Source organism: Leptotrichia sp. oral taxon 218 (assembly GCF_018128225.1).
Classification (GTDB): Bacteria; Fusobacteriota; Fusobacteriia; order Fusobacteriales; family Leptotrichiaceae; genus Leptotrichia.
The window spans coordinates 1089654-1109564 of the sequence record NZ_CP072377.1; the positions used below are offsets into that span (position 1 = coordinate 1089654).

Sequence of the window (19911 nt, forward strand, 5' to 3'; positions counted from 1 at the left end):
ATTTTTCAATCTACAAGAGTTATTTTTTTAAACTAAACTTTTAGCGAAAAAGTGTATTAGTAAATCAATCTAAATCCAAGTCCACCTCTTATATTTTCCCCTTTTGTATCGTATCCTAAGTTTGCAGTTACTCCAAATCTTGTGTTGTCTACTCCTACATTAAGGTCAAATTTACCGCTTCCTCGTCTATCTTCTTTTTCGTTCTTCAAGTTGTACCAGTCAGCTGTTGTATATCTTACTTTGGCTTTATTCAATTCGTTTATTTTTCCTAGCTCATTTGTATATGCCGCTGTAAGTCCTACTGATAAGTTTGTTCTTACTGCTAATGGCTGTACATACTTAAATTCCACTCCTGCTTCCGGTTTTACTGAAACATAGTCGTTTCCGTCAACTTTCAATCTGATTTCCCCATCTTTTTCATTTATGTCAGTAAATCTTCCGTATTCCACTTTTAATGCTCCATATGGTCTAATATGAGTTCTTTCTGATGTTCTTATATCATATCCGATATCAGTTTTTAATGCGGCACCATATGAATAATAGTCAGATTTTGCACTAAATGTATCATCAACTACCCAGAATCTACGCTTCATTTCATTTTTACCTGCAAACACATCTCCTGCTATTGTCCATCTCAAGTTTCCGTTATGATCTCCTGCTGGTGACATTGTCTTAAAGATTCCTGCTTTTATCATTGTCTGATTTTCTCTTGATCCGCCTAAATCTTTAAATTTGTAGTAATTGTTTACAGCTCCTGCATACCATCCTTGACTATTACCCATTGTTACTGCTTCATCTTCATGAACATAAGCCACACCATAAGAGTTGCTTACATTATCTATCACTCCTGCTGTATCTGTGTTGTATTCATTTCTCATTCCAAATACTTTTATTTTATTATTTTGTTTTGAAGGATTTCTCCATTGATCATGAAGATAAGTAAACTCTTTGTCAAGTAAACTTCCTGTTTCATTTATTCTTTGTTGAGTATTTGAATATTGGTAACCTTTCATTTCATTTACTGCTTGTGCAAAGATGTGAGTTTCACCTTTTCCTATATCGTTTAATTTATTAAATACTATTCTTTCTCTTTCTCCTCTGTCACCATAATCGTCAACTCCATATCTTTGTTCCAATCCGTCTAAGAAGTTTTTCGTATCTGGATCTTTTTCACTCGCAAAATCTGTATATGGAACTTTTACTAAGTATACCCTGTCAATTGCATTTCCTGCTGCGTTTCTTACTGGTTGTGCAAGCCAAGTCAAACTTGACGAATTTACATTAAGTGTTCCAGTTATTCCTGTTAGTGCATCGTTATATGGTTTTAATATGTTGTCCCCAATTTCAATTGCTTTAGCATTCGAATATTGAGTTGCTTCTGTTCCCACAATCAAGTTTATATCTGTCAATCCTGACAAGTAATGTAACCCTTGAATTGGGTGCGTGAAGTTAATTCCTGATGTATCTATATACATTGCAAGGCTTGTGATTTCTCCAGTTTGTCCTTTTTGTGAGAAAGTATTTAAGTCAAATGTTTTAAATGGATCATTTAATAATGTGCTGTCTCCTGCTCTTACTTCCACAACTGTCGCATCTGGTGTCGCTTTATTCGTATCAACATTTTCTATTGCAACTGATTCCAATGTTCCATCTGGTTTTCTTACCATTACTGACTGTGGATTTGCCTTTGGCGGAGTTTTGATTATTACGCTTCCTTCTGGTTTTTCATCTGTCGCTGAAGCTATATATACTGCTTTATCTGAATTATTATGTCCTGTCACTCCTCTTGTAGAATCTGTATCTTCAGCATAAGGCATAGTTACAACACCTGTTCCATCTGAATAAACTCCCATTGTATCTGGTCCTGTTATCTCGATGTTTCCGTAGTTCTTAAGTATTCCTCCATTTGCTAATACTACACCTTTCATCTTCGCACCTGTTGCAACTGTTTTTATTGTTCCGTAGTTTATTCCTGTCGCTCCTTGATCAATATACATTCCTATTGTATTTGGTCCACTTAAGTTAATTAATCCTGTTGTTTCATTTATCGCTTTTGAACCTGATCCTACTGCATACATTCCTATACTGTTCGGAGTTGTTACATTGATTACTCCTTTGTTTACTATTGTTCCTTCATTTGAAATACTTGGTGGCGTAGTTGTATCATTATAATATCCTGTTGCCATTCCAATTCCAAATTCTTTTGTCATTGTATTTGACGGTCCTACATTAATTGCTCCTGTATTTGTAATTGTTCCACCTGTTGAGTAAAGACCTATATTTCCTACTCCTGAACCTAGATTAAGAGTTCCGTTATTTACTGCATCCTGCAATGAGTAAATTGCATAACCATTATTTCCTGTTGTAGTTACAGTACTGTTATTAGTTATCAAACTTCCTGCCTGAATTGGTGAAGCTGAATAAATATATACTGATTTATCTCCAACTGTTGCTGTAGTTCCTGCTCCTGTTGTTAAATTTACAGGTTTAGTTGTAATCAGGCTATATCCAAATGACTGATTGCTTCCTACATTCATATTTACATTTCCTATAATATTTATTGGTGTTGGAGATGCTTTATCATCTTGAACATATACTCCTACCGCATTATTATTGGCAACATTGATTGTTCCGCTATTTAATGCAACATTTGGTCCTGTTGAATAAATACCTAATCCATTATCATCAACACTAATTGTTCCACCATTCATATTTACATTTCTTCCATAAATACCATATGAATTTTTACCAACATTAATTGTTCCCGATGTTGTTATTGGTGTGTTTACATCCTGTGTGAACATACCAATTGATTCACTTCCAACTTTTGTTGCTGCAACATTAATTACACCTGTGCTTGTATTTTCCATTGAAGATTTATCAGTGGCATACATACCTGCTGAAACTGTTCCATTTACATTAATTGTTCCCGCATTTATCAATGTTCCTCGTGAAGTTCCCATTGCAATCGAGTTGTTTCCACCATTCATTGTGATTGTTCCACCAGCCGCATTTGTCGCCTTAACATCTCCAGCTCCTCTTTCATTATTGTTTCCAATACCCAAGCTGTTGTTGTAAGCGTAAATTCCAACTGCCGTGTCTTTATTCATTGTGATTTCTCCGCCAGATGCATTTGTTATATCTACTTTACCGTATTTACTATTTGGAGCAGCTGCTAAAGCAGGATCATAATATGCCTCTGTAGTTGGATCAACTCTTGTACCAGAATTATCTATTCTGTAAGAAAGTCCTAAAATACCAAATGATTTATCTCCACCAACTGTCACTTTTCCAGCATTTACAATCGGAGTACTGTTTGTTCCATAAATTCCTACTGCATGTGGATTATTTTTCGTAGTTTCAACTTCCACTTTTCCACTTGCATTATTATTAATATGTCCATAGTTTACATAAAGTCCTACTCCACCGTTTCCACTGTCTGTTCTGTTTACTGTTACATTTCCATCGTTGTTAATAGCTGTCTTATTATTTGTTTTTGACTTAGATGAAGCTGCTATTGCAAGTCCTACTGGAATTTGTGGACCACCTATTGATGTAAGATCTGCGCTGCTTAAGTTTGCAGTTACATTTTTTCCTGCGTTTACATTGATTTCAGAGTTTTGTAGAAGTAATCTTCTTGCATATATGTAACCATCTGATGTTGATGTTGCATCTCCCTTATCAAGATCTGAATTAACATTGAATGTGATGCCATCAATTACCGCATATTTATATTTATAAGCATTACTTCCTGGTGTTATGTTAGCTCCTGATAAGAATCCTCCAGCACCTCTAAATTTATTATCTAAGTTTAGTGAGTCTAGTGAAGATATACCTCTTAAATCCATTAAAATTACATCATCTGATTTAACATCTATATCAGTACCTGTCAAATCAACAGCATTTGCTCCCCATTGATTAATATATCCAGTCGCTTTACCATCTAATGTCAATTTCCCATTTTTTAAATCAATTTTACCGCCATCTTTAGTATATAAAGCATATCCTGAACCTTTATAATTTACTTCACCATGATCTAATTTAATATAACCAGCTGCATCGGTAGCTGCTACAGCAACTCCAGTATCAGTTGCTTTAACTTTATTGTATTCAGCATTTACTCTTGAATTATTTGCAAATATTCCAAATCCTGCATAGACACTAGGATTATTTGTAGCAGCTGCTCCTGTTATATCAATATTATAGTCAGTCGTTGCTTTAGTTAAACTTACATCTACTCCTGTATTTGCACCTTTAGCGTAAACTCCACCTACATTTGCACTAAGAGTTCCTGTTGTGGCATTGTAAATAGGATTTGTACTTAAATTAGCTTTTACTTTAAGTCCGCCGTCTACTGTAGGAGTGGCTCCTCCTGTTTTTAAACCTACTCTTACTTTTGCACCATTATCAGCAAAAACAAAAATATTGTCTTGTGTATCTGTCCCTGTTTCAATACTTTTAACAACTACATCATTAGTATTAGTACCGTGTCCTTCAGCATAGATAGCCATGTTTTCTTTTCCGCCATTTAACACCATTTCACTTGCGGAATATACTTGACCAGAAGCTGGATTTACACCAGGATTACTAGTATGTTTTATAACAATTCCTGTATTATTATTACCACCTGTAAGTTCAATTGAACCTTTTCCTAAAAAATAAATAGGAGAGTTAGTAGCATCAGAAGTTTTTACAGGATATACTCCGACATTATTTGAACCTTCCACCTTTATATAATGTCCTTGCAAGTCAATATTAGAAGCTGAATAAATTCCCGCTGAACCATCTTCAGCTTTACTTGCATTAGTTTTTATATCTACTGCAAATTGTCCATTTATAAAAGTCTTTGCATTAGTATCATTATTAGTCCCAGTACTAGTATCGTATTTTGTATATAGTCCTACACTTTTTTTACCAGTAATAACTAAAGGAAAGGAATTATTTTTAGCAGTTAATTTATCAACAATTCCATTACCATCTAGTTTATTTATAAAAAGACTGTCATTTGTACTACTTGGCATATCATCAGACTTATATCCAGTACTACTAAGCAAAACTTGAGCTACTGTATCACTCTTTGCTTTACTGAAATTAAGGTGTAAATTAACAGCTGTATTACCATCCGAATGACCATGCAAATGATATCTACCAGGACCAACAACACTTTTATCAATTATTATTCCTGCAGTTCCCTCATTATTTAAATTCATATGACCTTTATTAATAATTGCTACATTTCTTTTTGTTTCAGGAAGAAACGAAAATATAGAAGAGTTTTTTGAATTAACATTTATATCTCCTGTATTGTAATAATATTGTATAGGTTCATCTGTATTATCTGCGTGAGGTGTAAGTAAAAATACGGCACGGTTGTCATCTGTTCCACTTAGATTTACTGTTCCGCCATTTATAACAACACCGTTTCCACCACCATGATTATAACTGTTTACAAGCATAGCTTTTGGTCCTGTTATGTCTATTGTTCCTCCATTAGCAAATACATTATATTGATCTGGTTGAGATTTTGAAACTTCATAAACAACTGTATTAACAATATCATTAACAACATTTGAATCAAGATTAGTTACTCCTGCTGTAGTTGCTTTATTTATTGCATCAATTACATCAGCACTTGACGAACCACCATGAACATCTTGGTGAACAAGTTCATTTAAATCTGCATAACCAGAAGTAACTTCATATTCTATATTTGAACCATTTATTGTTATACCATAAGGAGCATTTTCTCCTCCTCTTACTTGAAAAAAAGCATTATTATCTGAATGATTAGCATTACTTGTATAAGAAGTAATTGTCGTTCCATAAGCAAAACTAGGTACTGTTGAGGTTGCTGCTACTCCCCTTATATTTTCAACTTTTACATTACTAACACTGTAGTCATATTGAGTTGTTCCTGTTCTTTTAATTTTAACTTTTCCACCATTTAAAGCTACATTTTCTACTATACCACTACCCCACGCATAACCGTCATTAAAAGCAAAGTCATATTGAGAACTACCTCTTGAAGGACCTGAAACACTTACATTAATACTCAATTGAGGTTCAGGAGCCTTAATCAAAGGAGTAACTGGTGGCATAACAGTAGTAGGCTCAAAAGCCGGAAGTCCACTAAGATCCACTTTCAACGCCAAATTAACATTTCTAGTTGTTGGCGAAATAGGTTTCAAAGACGCCGCAATCGGTATTGCTGCATTAGGCTCAATTGGGAAAGATATCTCAGTCGAACCACCATAAGTCACTTGCCCTCTCTTCTTGTACTGATATTTATCCATTCCTGTACTTCTAGTATATTTCACATCTTTAACTTTATCTCCACGCCCTTTATAACGACCTTGCCAATCGTTATAAAAGCTATTTGCTCCATATTGCCAAGAACTCCAAGGTGATTTTGTCACATGATCTCCTTGTTCCATTAATTGAATTAATTCTAAGTTTGTATTTCTAAGCAATTTGTCATTTTCTTGTCTTGCCCGTTTAAAATCCTTTTTCAGATCAAATATTGATGTATTTATAGCTTTTGTCTGTGCTTCGATTTCATTTTCTTTTGAAAAAAGATTAGTCGAAACTTCACCAATACCTATCATTCCTGTCAACAAGAAAGTAATAAGCGCTGAATCTGTGTATTTAAAATCTTTTACTCTTTTTGCAAAAGACTTCAATTCTTTTTTCAAATCTTTTAAATTATTTGTCATCTCTTTACCTCTTTTCCTTTTCTGAACCTCCCACGACTAAAGTCGCAGGGTTCTAAAATCTTTAAAAATATTCAAAAATTTTCTAAGAAGTTTGATAGCTTTACACTACCCTTATTCTTTTAGGTGTGTTCAGCTCACCTCTATTGTATAGGATACTTAAATCCACAACTTTACTTTTCCTTAATATGTTTAATGCTCCATTACAATCTGCATTTATGAGTTTACCTGTGCTTGTTTGATATAGTCCTCTTTTTATCCTTTTTCCACTGAATATATATTTTTGTGAATTTTCTTTATCATATATTGGAATTTCATCTCCATCAAAGAAACTTGCTTTCGATGTATAACTTTCTTCTTGCAGTTTAAATTCCATTCCATATAGTTTACATAGATATATTAGTTTATCTCTTAATTTTCCATATGGTATATTTACAAAATTTTGATTATTTATACTCCCTATATTTGATTTTCTTTGAAAATTCTCGTCATATCCTAGAACTATTCTTCCTATATCACTATTAAGACAATAATTTACAATTATTCTTGCCGCTTTTGAAAGATAATCTTCTATACGATTATTTCTCTTTCTAGCTATTCTCTTTTGTCTTAATGTTGTCCGCTTAATCTTTTGCTTATCTTTAATGCTTTGCAATTTTGCATTTGTCTTGTTATAGTATTGATTTATTGATTTTAATTTTCTACCATCTATTATGAATGAAGCTCCTGTATTTGTAACACAAGTACAAAGATTATTTATACCTAAATCAATTCCTAGTGCATTTTCTTTATTTAATTCCCTTTGAACTTCTTCTACCTCGTAAATGTATTGAATTTCAAAGTACCTAGAATGTTGTTTTGGTATTATTCTAATCTCTTTTATTTTCTTGTCTTTTAATACTGGCGGTAACTTAATTTTAACTTCCTGATGAGTTTTCTTAAACGAATTTGAATAAGGAACTATCAGCATACCATCTTTTAATCTAACAAAACCTATAACAAGAGTTGTAAATCCATCTTTAGCAAGATATTTAGGTAATTTTATATCTTTAAAATTATATTGACCATTCTTAGCAAGTTTTAAAAGTCCAAAAAATGATTTAAAACTTCTGTCTACTTCTTTTAGAATTTGTTGAGCCATATTAGAATTTAATTTCTTATAATTTTCACTATTTTTAAGTATTTTATAGTTTTCATTATAACTTAAATACTTTTTATTTTTAAAATAGTATTGTCTAACATTGTATATAGCCTGATTCTTTAAATTCTTAGCTATATGGCACAAATATTTTAAATTTCTAAACTCTTTTTTACTAAGATGTTTTACCTGTTGTTTTAATGTTAAATACATATATAATCACCTCCTTTTCATCAGAGATATTATACCATGTATTCTACATTTTATCTGTTTATTTTTAAATATTTTTAAAGTTTTTAAAACCCCACAACAGTGGGAAGCGTCGTTCACATAAGTACGCTACTACTTATGCAGTTCTCTTATGAACTTCTTGTTATCTCTAACAAGCACAGACTATATCTTATCCATAGTGTATCTCAACACCTTAGGCGAAACCACTTCCAATACCAATCGCTTGTATTGTACTCCCCTCACGAGGGATAGTCGTTGAACTTTCCTTTTCAGGCTTAGCTGCTGATTGTCTATTATCATAATGTTTAGGATTTAACCTTGCACCATCTAGTATATTTTTTCTGCTTTCGCTACCTTCACACTTATACTATATTCTCACTTAAGTATTATGTTGTGGTTATACTAGCTTTAAGAGTTCCCAGCAATTCAGTTTCTTTGTTGCACGATTTTGCTCCGTGTCTACATACAAGTTTCCCCATATGCTTACTAAAATTTTCGTGCAATTCATCTCACGACTAAAGTCACGAGTGTTCTTGCACTATTTAATAAAAAAAATTAAGAAAGCTAGAAAATATTAAATTAACCTTGTAAAAATAACATTAAATTGAGTGATGAGTGATAAAACTTTCAAAACTTTCAAAACTTTCCTTCAATACTATTATACCAAAAATTCTAAAAAATACAAGTTTTTTTTAAGATTTTTCAAATCAAAAAAAAAAAAACATAGTTCTAAGATTAAATATGTTTTCTTTCTTACTTTTACATCAATTCTAATACTTAAATTTGCATTTGCCATAATATTCTATTTATATTTATATTTTTTATTTATTATATTATTATATTATTATATAATAATCAATCTATTGTATTAATATTTTGATAAAAAAAGACACTTTTTAGTGCCTTTTTAAATAATATTTTTAATCCACAAATAACAAATTACTTATCGCATCCACTTTTGGTACTTCAAACTCTTTTCCTAAAATTGCATATACCGCTGCTATAGCTTGTAATATTAACACAATTGCAATAACTATAATAAATAGAAATGTTCCTATTTTCATTATTATATTTAATGGCAACGCCACGATTGTGATGACATTTAGTGAAAGCGTCTGTTTTGAATATTTTCTGACAAATTCATTGTCTGGCTCTAAGATTAACACGATTAAAGAAAAAATTAGTCCAACTCCAACAAAAGTGCTTAAATTCACTAAAAATGCTACAGCGTTTGCTCTTAATCCAGCTATTGATCTCTGATTTTTAATATCTAAACCCATTTTTTTACCTCCTAATTTTGTAAAATTTTAGCATAAATTACCAAAAAAATCAATTTAAATTATTCCTTTGCCAAAGAATGTGTATTCATGTAAATATCTCGCAGTAAATTTTTGTTTATGCGAGTGTACATCTGCGTTGTTGAAAGTGCACTGTGTCCTAGAAGCTCTTGCAGATATTTTATGTCTATACCTTTATTTAAAAGCTCTGTTGCAAATGAATGACGAAATACATGCGGCGTTATTTCCTTTTCTATTCCAGCATTTTTTGCGTGAGTTGAAATTATTCTTCTGAGTGAGCGAGTCGTCAATTTTCTGCCTTTACTGTTTACAATTATTGCGTCTGGCGTGTAATTTTTATACTGATTTTGCTTTTCTGTGATATATTTTATAAGCCACTTTTTTGCAGTTTCGCTAAAAAAGGTGAATCTTTCTTTTCCGCCTTTTCCAATGACACGGATTTCCCGCTCGTCAATGTCGACCATATATTCGCTTAAATTTATAAGTTCTATTGAACGAAGTCCGCTGGAATAAAGAAGCTCAATTATTAGCCTGTCCCTCACTCCAAGAATTTTGCTCGTGTCAATCTCATCTCTTAGCTTGTGCAACTCACTTCGACTTATCACATCTGGCAGCTCTTTTTCAAACTTTGGCATATTTATGTAAATAACTTTATTTGTCTTTACAGCATCAATTTCCTGCAAATATTTAAAAAATGTTCTAAGTGCCGATATTTTACGATTTATGCTTCTTTTGGAAACTGGCTTGATTTCTTTTTTTCTGCCTAAAACATCTTTTTCATCAGATTTGTTTTTTTTTCTTTCAGGAGAATTTAGATACATGATAAATGACCTAAAAGTCATCATTTCAATTTGCTCAAAGTCGAAAATTTTTTCATATTCAAAAAGATATTCCATGAATTGAAGCAAATCTCTTTTATAGCTTCTAATCGTATTATAACTTTTACCCATCAGCACTTCTTCATAATACAAAAACTTATCGACATATGAAAGAAGAACTTCACTTTTCTCATTTTCCACTTTAAATTCCCCCCTTTCAAAAAAATTCACGAATTTTTTAATAAATTAATATTAAATATTATTCTTAATTTTTAATTCTTAATTCTTAATCGTTATCTGATTTATCTGATTTTTTCTTTTTTTTCGCAGAAGTTTTTGAAGCTGTTTTTGCTTTTGTCTTTTTAGCGGCTGCTTTTTTTGTAGTTTTAGTTGTTTTTTTCGCTTTGGTTGCTGATTTTGTTTTTGTTTTAGCTTTTGTTTTTGATTCGTCATTTTTTTCAGATGTATCAGAAGCAACTGTTATTTTTCCAGTTTTTATATTCTTAATCGTCTTACAATCTGGATAACCTGTACACGCCAAAAATTTCCCAAACCGTCCATTTTTTATTTCAAATGGTTTTCCACAAATTGGACAAACACCAGCTTCTTTTACAATTTTTTCATTTTCTTCCAAAATTCTGTTCATTTCTTCGCTAATTTGCAGAACATCGTCGACTTCAACTATCGCACCTTTTTTAAATTTTTGCTTCAATTCAGGTGGCAATGACATTCTAATTTCATCTTTTTCATAGTTTTCGCTCTCCAAATATTCTCCAAACCGTCCGACCTTAAGCAAATATCGGCTTCCATCCTTTGTAAAAAAATCTGTCAAAATCCCTTTTTTAGCACTTTGAATCTTTTCAACTTCCTCTTTTACAAAAATTTGACCATTTTCCAGCTGCTCTTGTGGAATTATAACTTTTTTTAATGAAACTGTTTCTTTTTCATTGCTCTCACTCACAAGATATTTCCCATAAAGTCCAGTTTTTAAAACCATCGGTTTCCCTTCGCTGTCCATCACATCCGAAACAATTCTTTTACTTTTTATCTTTTCAATTTCAGTTTCAAATTTTTTAATATCTTTTTCAAGCGAATCATAAAAATCTGATAAAAGCTGAACCCATTCAACCAGACCTTCTTCGACCTTATCCAGATCTTTTTCCATATTTGCTGTAAATTTCACATTTATGATATTTTTAAAATTTTTAATCAACTCATCTTTTACTTCATAACCTAAATAAGTTGGAAAAAATCGCTTATCAACGACTTCAACATATTCTCTTGCCTTTAGAGTTTCAACTATTGTAGCGTAAGTCGACGGTCTTCCAATTCCTTCAGATTCAAGTTTTTTCACAAGAGTCGCTTCAGAAAATCTTGTCGGTGCTTTTGTAATTCCTTCGTCAATATTCAATTTTTCAATTGGATAGACATCATTTTCTTTCAATTCAGGAAAATCTCCAGTCTTTATTTCATCTTCATCTTTAAAAATTTTGTAATATCCGTCAAAAATTACTTTATTAATTGTTCCACGAAATCTGTAATCGCCATTTACCGCATTAATTTGCATCTGCTCATATTTCATCGCAGCAAACTGAGAAACCAAAAATCTTTCCCAAATTAATTTGTATAATTTATACTGCTCATTTGTCAAATTGTCTTTTATCGAATCTGGTGTAAGTTCGATGTAAGATGGTCTAATTCCTTCGTGTGCATCTTGGACATTTGATTTTGAATTTCGTGTCACATATTTTCCGACATATTTTTCGCCGTAATTTTGAGTTATGTAATCTTTTGCCATATTTATCGCATCATTTGAAATTCTTGTCGAATCTGTTCTCATATATGTGATAAGACCTTTATTTTCACCATCTACTGATAGTCCTTCATAAAGCTGCTGTGCGATTCTCATAGTTTTAGTTGCGCCGTAACCCAAATATGATGAAGCCAGTTGTTGCAATGTGCTTGTTTTAAAGACAAGTGGCGGTCTTTGAGACTTTTTCTTAACTTCGATTTTATCAAGTGTAAGCTCTTTATCTTTCAAATCTTTTTTCAATTTTTTTATTATTTTTTCCTGAACCTCTCACGACTGAAGTCACGAGGTTCTTGGGTAGTAGTTGCTTCTGTTAGCCAACTAAATTTACCAAGCTATCCCCATAGTTCCTACGGTTCATATATTTATATATTTAAGCACTTTCTCTTAATATCCTTAGCCCTTCTTTTAGTATGTTTTTGGCTGCATTTTTATCTCTATTATGTACAGCTCCACAGAATGTACAAGTCCATTCTCTTACACTTAAATCTTTTACTTCTTCATTCTTATATCCACAATAATTACACATTTGACTACTTGCAAAAAATTTATCCACTCTTACTACTGTTCTTCCATACCACTTCGCTTTATATTCCAGTATTCTACTAAATTCACTCCATGATACGTCTACAATATTTCTTGCTAATTTATGATTTCTTACCATATTTTTTACTTGCAAGTCTTCCATACAGATAATGTCATATTTTCTTATCAGTTCTGTCGATAATTTCTGCAAAAAGTCTTTTCTTTGATTTGTTACTTTTTCATAACATTTCGCTACTTTTATTCTAGCCTTATTTCTATTTGAACTGCCCTTTGGTTTTCGTGACAGTTTTCTTTGTAATATGGCTAGTTTATTCAAAGATTTCTGTAAATATTTTGAATTCTCTATTAAGGTTTCATCACTGGTAATCGCAAAGTTCTTTATACCTAAATCTATTCCAACATTTTTATTTGTGCTCTCTAACTTTTCTACTTCTACATCTGTACAACATAGAGATACATAATATTTTCCGCTAGGTGCTTGTGTTATTGTTGCATTTATTATTCTTCCTTACGGCTTCATCTTATCTCTTATTTTTAGTTTTCCTAATTTAGGTACTTTTATCCATTTATCTAAAAACTCTATATTATTATTAGTATAACTAGTTCTGTACGATTTTCTATTATCTTTCTTAGATTTAAACTTTGGATAGCCATTTCCGCTAAAAAAATTTTTATACGCTTTATCTAAATCTTTTAAAGAATTTTGTAAAGAAAATTTATCTACATCTTTTAGCCATTTTTTCTCTTGCTTTAAAACAGTCAATACTTTACAGCATTGATTATATGACATAGATTTTTTCTCTTTGTTATATAATTCCTGTTTTAAAACTAAAAAATGGTTATAAACATATCTTACACAGCCAAAAGTACAATTTAACTTTTCTATTTGAGTTTTAGTTGGATAAAATCTGAACTTGTATGCTTTTTCCATTTGATTTCACCTCCATTTACTTATATATAAGTATACTATTTTTTATACTGTAAGTAAATGAAAAAGTAAAATTTTTCTAAATATATGAACCTAAAAACTGACTTAGTCGTTTTAGAGGTTGTCGTTCACATAAGTACGCTACCACCTATGCAGTTCTCTTATGAACTTCTTAATATTTCTATTAAGCACAGACTATATCTTATCCCACAGCTCTACCTGTTTGGGTCTACCCACTTCCACGAAGCTTTCCGTGTACTTCCCTCAGGAGGAATAGTCGTTGAACCTTACCTTTCGGTCTTGGCTGCTGATTGCCCATTGTCTTAACACTTAGGGTTTAACCTTATGTCATCTAGTATATTTTTTTTGCTTTCGCAACGTTCACACTTGCATCTTATTTTAAGATGTTATGTTGTAGCTATACTAGCTTTAGGGGTTTCCAGCAATTCGAGTAGTATTGGATAGCTTTTTTAAGTTGCTACCCCTACATACATATTTCTATATATGCTGACTATACTTCTCGGTCTAACTCATTCCTTGCGTCACGAGTGTGCGACCGCATTTTTAATCAAAAATTTTGTCAACTTTTTCACCTGCAATCTTTATCAAATTAAGATTTATGCTTTTTTGAATAAGCGCACTGACTTCCCAGTATTTTTGCGGTATAAACGCCTTTATTTCGTCTTCCAAGTCACAAATTAATTTTAATGCAACCGACTGGACTCTTCCAGCACTCGCATTTCTGCTTATAATTTTCCACAAAAGCGGACTGATTTTATATCCGACAATTCTATCTAGCAATCTTCTCGCCTGTTGTGAATGGACAAGATTTTCGTTTATTGCTCTTGGATTTTTTATTGCATTAGTCACGGCATTTTTTGTAATTTCATTAAATTCTATTCTTTTAATTTTGTCCGGCTGATTTATGTAATTTGCGATATGCCAAGCTATTGCTTCACCTTCTCTATCCTGATCGGACGCAAGATACACGGCACTTGCCTTTTTCGACTTTTCCTTTAATTTTTTTAAAATTTCACCTTTACCTTTTATAACCTTGTATTGCGGTTCAAAATTGTTTTCTATGTCAATTCCCAATTTTGTTTTTGGCAAATCAATCACATGTCCATAAGACGCTGTGACTTCATAGCCTCTTCCAAGTATTTTTTCAATAGTTTTCGCCTTTGATGGCGACTCCACAATTACTAACTTTTTTGCCAACTTTCTTATCTCCCATTTTAAATAATTCTTATATATTTCGAGCCATTTGTTTCAGTAATCAAACCTTTTATTTCTAAACTCATTATTATTGAAAATAATTTTACTTTATCCACTTTTTCATTCGTTTTATTAATTATTTCTTCAAAACTTGTCTCTTCCGTTATCGCTTCAAAAACAATTTTCTCTTCTGGACTCAATTTTTTTAGTTTGCTTTTCTCTTTTTTTATGTCCCACAAAAACTCTTTTGCTATATCTTCAGCACAAGTCACAAGTTTAGCTTTGTTATCCCTTATCAAATTATTGCAGCCCTCAAACGATGGATAATTAATGCATCCAGGTACCGCAAAAATCTCCCTGTCCATAGAAAATCCCAGTTCTGCCGTAATGAGCGAACCTCCAGATTTAAAGCTTTCCGCAATCAAAATTCCATCTGACATTCCCGCAATAATTCGATTTCTTCTGGGAAAAGTCCATCTTGTCGGCTGAGTTCCAAGTGGATATTCACTCACAATAGTTCCAATTTCACTAATTTTTTGCCACAAATCCCGATTTTCGTAAGGGTAGACGACATCTATTCCGCTTCCCACGACAGACACGACCTCCATCTCACATTCAATCGCTTTTTTTTGTGCTATTGAGTCAATTCCCCCAGCAAGTCCGCTTATTATCGTGACATCATAATTTGAGAGCTCCTTTACTATTTTCTCACACGCACTCTTCCCAAAACTTGTAAATTTTCTCGTGCCAACAACAGCGATATTTCTTTTATTATCAACAAAGATCTTATCTTTCTGAACCTCTCACGACTGAAGTCGCGAGGTTCTTGGGTAGTAGTTGCTTCTGTTAGCCAACTAAATTTACCAAGCTATCCCCATAGTTCCTACGGTTCATATATTTATATATTTAAGCACTTTCTCTTAATATCCTTAGCCCTTCTTTTAGTATGTTTTTGGCTGCATTTTTATCTCTATTATGTACAGCTCCACATACTGGACAAGTCCATTCTCTTACACTTAAATCTTTTACTTCTTCATTCTTATATCCGCAACAGTTACACATTTGACTACTTGCAAAAAATTTATCCACTCTTACTACTGTTCTTCCATACCACTTCGCTTTATATTTCAGTATTCTACTAAATTCACTCCATGATACGTCTACAATATTTCTTGCTAATTTATGATTTCTTACCATATTTTTTACTTGCAAGTCTTCCATACAGATAATGTCATATTTTCTTATCAGTTCTGTCGATAATTTCTGCAAAAAGTCTTTTCTTTGATTTGTTACTTTTTCATAACATTTCGCTACTTTTATTCTAGCCTTATTTCTATTTGAACTGCCCTTTGGTTTTCGTGACAGTTTTCTTTGGCATAAAGCTAATTTTTTCAAAGATTTCTGTAAATATTTTGGATTTTCTATTAAGGTTTCATCACTGGTAATCGCAAAGTCCTTTATACCTAAATCTATTCCAACATTTTTATTTGTGCTCTCTAGTTTTTTTACTTCTACATCTGTACAACATAGAGATACATAATATTTTCCGCTAGGTGCTTGTGTTATTGTTGCATTTATTATTCTTCCTTGCGGCTTCATCTTATCTCTTATTTTTAGTTTTCCTAACTTAGGTACTTTTATCCATTTATCTAAAAACTCTATATTATTATTAGTATAACTAGTTCTGTACGATTTTCTATTATCTTTCTTAGATTTAAACTTTGGATAGCCATTTCCGCTAAAAAAATTTTTATACGCTTTATCTAAATCTTTTAAAGAATTTTGTAAAGAAAATTTGTCTACATCTTTTAACCATTCTTTATCTTTCTTTAAAACTGTTAATTCTTTACTACACTCACTATATGACATAGACTTTTTCTCTGTATTATACAGCTTTTGTTTTAAACCTAAAAAATGATTATAGACATATCTAACACAACCAAAAGTACAATTTAACTTTTCTATTTGAGTTTTAGTTGGATAAAATCTGAACTTGTATGCTTTTTCCATTTGATTTCACCTCCATTTACTTATACATAAGTATACTATTTTTTATATTGTAAGTAAATGAAAAAGTAAAATTTTTCTAAATATATGAACCTAAAAACCGACTTAGTCGTTTTAGAGGTTGTCGTTCACATAAGTACGCTACCACCTATGCAGTTCTCTTATGAACTTCTTAATATTTCTATTAAGCACAGACTATATCTTATCCCACAGCTTTACCTGTTTGGGTCTACCCACTTCCACGAAGCTTTCCGTGTACTTCCCTCAGGAGGAATAGTCGTTGAACCTTACCTTTCGGTCTTGGCTGCTGATTGCCCATTGTCTTAACACTTAGGGTTTAACCTTATGTCATCTAGTATATTTTTTTTGCTTTCGCAACGTTCACACTTGCATCTTATTTTAAGATGTTATGTTGTAGCTATACTAGCTTTAGGGGTTTCCAGCAATTCGAGTAGTATTGGATAGCTTTTTTAAGTTGCTACCCCTACATACATATTTCTATATATGCTGACTATACTTCTCGGTCTAACTCATTCCTTGCGTCACGAGTGTGCGACCGCATTTTTAATCAATTTTTATTTTTTCATATTCTTTTAATTTTTTTCCTTTTAAATATAAAAATACAGGAAAATCTTTTATTTCTTTTAGCTTTTTTGGATACTCTTTATCATTTACGCTAATTATTCTCACTTTATTTCGCTTATAAAGCTCTAGTCTTTCTTCCAAATTAATTTTTTGCGCCTCTTCCAGCTTTTCTTTCAAATCATCGCTAAACAATTTAAAATTTTCTTCCAAAAATAAATCTTCGTAGTTTTGAAAAATTGCCATTATTTTTTTAATGTGAGAATTTTTCATTCCAATTTCTTTAAGCCTAATCCATTCCACAAAAATCCCCCCTTTTTTATGAATGTTTCAAGTTTAACTATTTAATTTTAACCATAAATTATTAACTATTTAATGCCAGAACTTCATTCAAATATTTTATCTCCTTTTGAGCCTCTTCACTTGAACTCAAGTCTTCATATTCATTTAAATATTTCAACGCCTTTGCAAAATCTCCTTTACTTTTATAAGCTATGGCGATTCCTAAAAGTGCCTCAGGTTGTGCCTCACCTTGAGAAAGTATTTTGTCGTAATATTCAACAGAACGGTCAAAATTTCCCATAAGCCGTGAACCAATTGCAACGACGTACATCAAGGAAATATCAGGTTCTCCTTCTTTTAACGCCAGATTCACAGCTTTTTCATAAAGTCCATCTTTAAAGTACAGCTGCGCCATTCTAAATGTTGCCGATTTTCCCTTTTTTAGCGTAGCATTTTCATAATTTCCATATGAGCTGTATTTTTCTTCAGATGAAATATCTTCACTTTGTGTGACTGGCATTGTTCCTGTATCAACACCAACTTGATCACCTGTTTCTTTTTTGTGCTGACCTTTTTTTCGGTTTTGGCTTTGAAGGAGAAATCGAAGTATGCTGTTCTGGCTCAACTTGTTGTTCTGGCTCTTCTAATGTACTTTCTTCAATCGCAGTCGATGTCTGGGAATTTTCTACTTCCGCTATGACAGCTGTTGTTGTAAAGAGCAAAACTCCAACTAATCCATATATTATTTTTTTCATTCTTTTATTTTCACCTTTTTCTTAAAAAAATCTCTTAAAACTCAAGGTTTTTATTAGTTCTAGGAAATGGTATCACATCTCTAATATTTGTCATACCAGTAATATACATAAGCATTCTGTCAAATCCAAGACCAAATCCTGAATGTGGCACACTTCCATATTTTCTAAGATCTAAATACCACCAGTAATCTTTTTCTTTAAGTCCCATTTCGTTAATTTTTCCTAAAAGTACATCATAGTCGTCTTCTCTTTGACTTCCTCCAACGATTTCCCCAATTCCTGGTGCAAGTAAATCAACTGCTCTTACAGTTTTTCCATCTTCGTTAAGTTTCATATAAAACGCTTTTATATCTTTTGGATAATCAGTTACAAATACAGGTTTTTTAAAGTGTTTTTCCGCCAAATATCTTTCGTGTTCAGTCTGCAAGTCAATTCCCCATTCAACTTCATACTCAAATTTTTCTTTTGAATTTTTCAAAATTTCAATCGCTTCCGTATAAGTAATTCTGTCAAATTTATTGTTTACCAAAGTATCAAGACGCTCAAATAGACCTTTGTCAACCCATTTGTTAAAAAATTCCATTTCTTCAGCTGCATTTTCTCTCACATAATTTACAATATATTTAATCATTTCTTCAATAATGTCCATATTTACAACCAAATCCGCAAATGCAATTTCAGGTTCCATCATCCAAAATTCCGCAGCGTGTTTAGGAGTATTTGAACGCTCTGCTCTAAATGTCGGTCCAAAAGTGTAAGTATTTTTAAAAGCTGTTGCAAATGTTTCCACATTTAACTGTCCGCTTACAGTAAGATTAGCTTCTTTTCCAAAAAAATCCTGTTTATAGTCAACTTCGCCACTCTCAGTTTTAGGAATATTGTTAATATCCATTGTTGTAAGTCTAAACATTTCTCCTGCACCTTCCGCATCACTTCCAGTAATAATTGGAGTTTGAACATACACAAAGTTTTTTTCCTGAAAAAATTTGTGAATCGCATAAGACAAAATTGAACGCACCCTAAATGTTGCAAAAAAAGCGTTTGTTCTAGGTCTTAAATGAGCAATCGTTCTCAAAAACTCAAAGCTATGTCTTTTATTTTGAAGCGGATAATCTGAATCAGACTTTTGATAAACTGAAATTTCAGTTGCCTTAATTTCATAATCTTGTCCTGCACCTTGTGATTCTACAACAATTCCAGTAACTTTAATAGACGAAGAAATAGTAAGTTTCGAAATTTCTGCAAAGTTTTCTAGTTCCTCTCCAAACACAATTTGAATCCCATTAAAAAAAGTCCCATCATTTAATTCAATAAATCCAAAATTTTTCTGACTTCTAATTTTTTTAACCCATCCATTCAATGTAACTTCCTGCTCCAAATATTTTGAAGTATTTTTTTGTAGTTCTCTCAATTCTAATAACATTTTTTCTCCTTATAACTTTTATTTAGTATTGTATCACAATTTAATCTTTTTTTTAATCAAATAAATTTGTTTTAAATCATGATTTTTAAATTTCATAGTAAAATTATACTTTACTTTATCCATAAAATCAAGATTTTTTTATTAATAAAAATAGTGAAACCTAAAAGT

The 19911-nt window shown here is 32.0% G+C and carries 12 protein-coding genes and 2 pseudogenes; all 14 read right to left on the minus strand.

Features of this window, described 5'->3' with window-relative positions; all coding sequences use genetic code 11:
• Nucleotides 1–56: 56 nt before the first annotated feature.
• Complete coding sequence (locus J5A73_RS05075) at nt 57–6713, minus strand: autotransporter-associated N-terminal domain-containing protein (RefSeq protein ID WP_211613592.1); 6657 nt, start codon at nt 6711–6713, stop codon at nt 57–59.
• A gap of 100 nt (nt 6714–6813) precedes the next feature.
• On the minus strand, nt 6814–8061 hold the full coding sequence (locus tag J5A73_RS05080; protein ID WP_211613594.1) for an RNA-guided endonuclease TnpB family protein: 1248 nt from the start codon (nt 8059–8061) through the stop codon (nt 6814–6816).
• Nucleotides 8062–8465: 404 nt separating this feature from the next.
• On the minus strand, nt 8466–8582 hold the full coding sequence (locus tag J5A73_RS05085) for a MarR family transcriptional regulator (protein ID WP_211617465.1): 117 nt from the start codon (nt 8580–8582) through the stop codon (nt 8466–8468).
• A 417-nt stretch (nt 8583–8999) separates the two neighbouring features.
• Complete coding sequence (locus tag J5A73_RS05090; protein WP_211613596.1) at nt 9000–9359, minus strand: DUF4870 domain-containing protein; 360 nt, start codon at nt 9357–9359, stop codon at nt 9000–9002.
• Between the two features lie 59 nt (nt 9360–9418).
• On the minus strand, nt 9419–10396 hold the full coding sequence (locus tag J5A73_RS05095) for a tyrosine-type recombinase/integrase (RefSeq protein WP_249069144.1): 978 nt from the start codon (nt 10394–10396) through the stop codon (nt 9419–9421).
• A gap of 85 nt (nt 10397–10481) precedes the next feature.
• Nucleotides 10482–12260 carry a DNA topoisomerase gene (locus tag J5A73_RS05100; RefSeq protein ID WP_371813425.1) on the minus strand — a complete coding sequence of 593 codons (1779 nt, stop codon included), beginning with the start codon at nt 12258–12260 and terminating at the stop codon, nt 10482–10484.
• 118 nt (nt 12261–12378) lie between these two features.
• Nucleotides 12379–13482, minus strand: a pseudogene (gene tnpB, locus J5A73_RS05105) (IS200/IS605 family element RNA-guided endonuclease TnpB).
• Between the two features lie 564 nt (nt 13483–14046).
• Nucleotides 14047–14697 (minus strand): annotated as a pseudogene (locus J5A73_RS05110) (toprim domain-containing protein); the annotation flags it as partial.
• A gap of 17 nt (nt 14698–14714) precedes the next feature.
• On the minus strand, nt 14715–15479 hold the full coding sequence (locus J5A73_RS05115; RefSeq protein WP_211617326.1) for a DNA-processing protein DprA: 765 nt from the start codon (nt 15477–15479) through the stop codon (nt 14715–14717).
• 121 nt (nt 15480–15600) lie between these two features.
• Nucleotides 15601–16704: an IS200/IS605 family element RNA-guided endonuclease TnpB gene (tnpB, locus tag J5A73_RS05120; protein WP_211613598.1), complete on the minus strand. Its 1104-nt coding sequence runs from the start codon at nt 16702–16704 to the stop codon at nt 15601–15603.
• A gap of 561 nt (nt 16705–17265) precedes the next feature.
• Nucleotides 17266–17586, minus strand: a complete 321-nt coding sequence (locus tag J5A73_RS05125; protein WP_249069147.1) for a hypothetical protein — start codon at nt 17584–17586, stop codon at nt 17266–17268.
• Between the two features lie 61 nt (nt 17587–17647).
• Nucleotides 17648–18085 (minus strand): lipopolysaccharide assembly protein LapB, encoded by a 438-nt coding sequence (locus J5A73_RS05130; protein ID WP_211613600.1) that lies wholly within the window; start codon nt 18083–18085, stop codon nt 17648–17650.
• A gap of 25 nt (nt 18086–18110) precedes the next feature.
• On the minus strand, nt 18111–18320 hold the full coding sequence (locus tag J5A73_RS05135) for a hypothetical protein (protein ID WP_211613602.1): 210 nt from the start codon (nt 18318–18320) through the stop codon (nt 18111–18113).
• A 34-nt stretch (nt 18321–18354) separates the two neighbouring features.
• Nucleotides 18355–19743 carry an asparagine--tRNA ligase gene (gene asnS, locus J5A73_RS05140; protein WP_211613604.1) on the minus strand — a complete coding sequence of 463 codons (1389 nt, stop codon included), beginning with the start codon at nt 19741–19743 and terminating at the stop codon, nt 18355–18357.
• Nucleotides 19744–19911 lie beyond the last annotated feature (168 nt).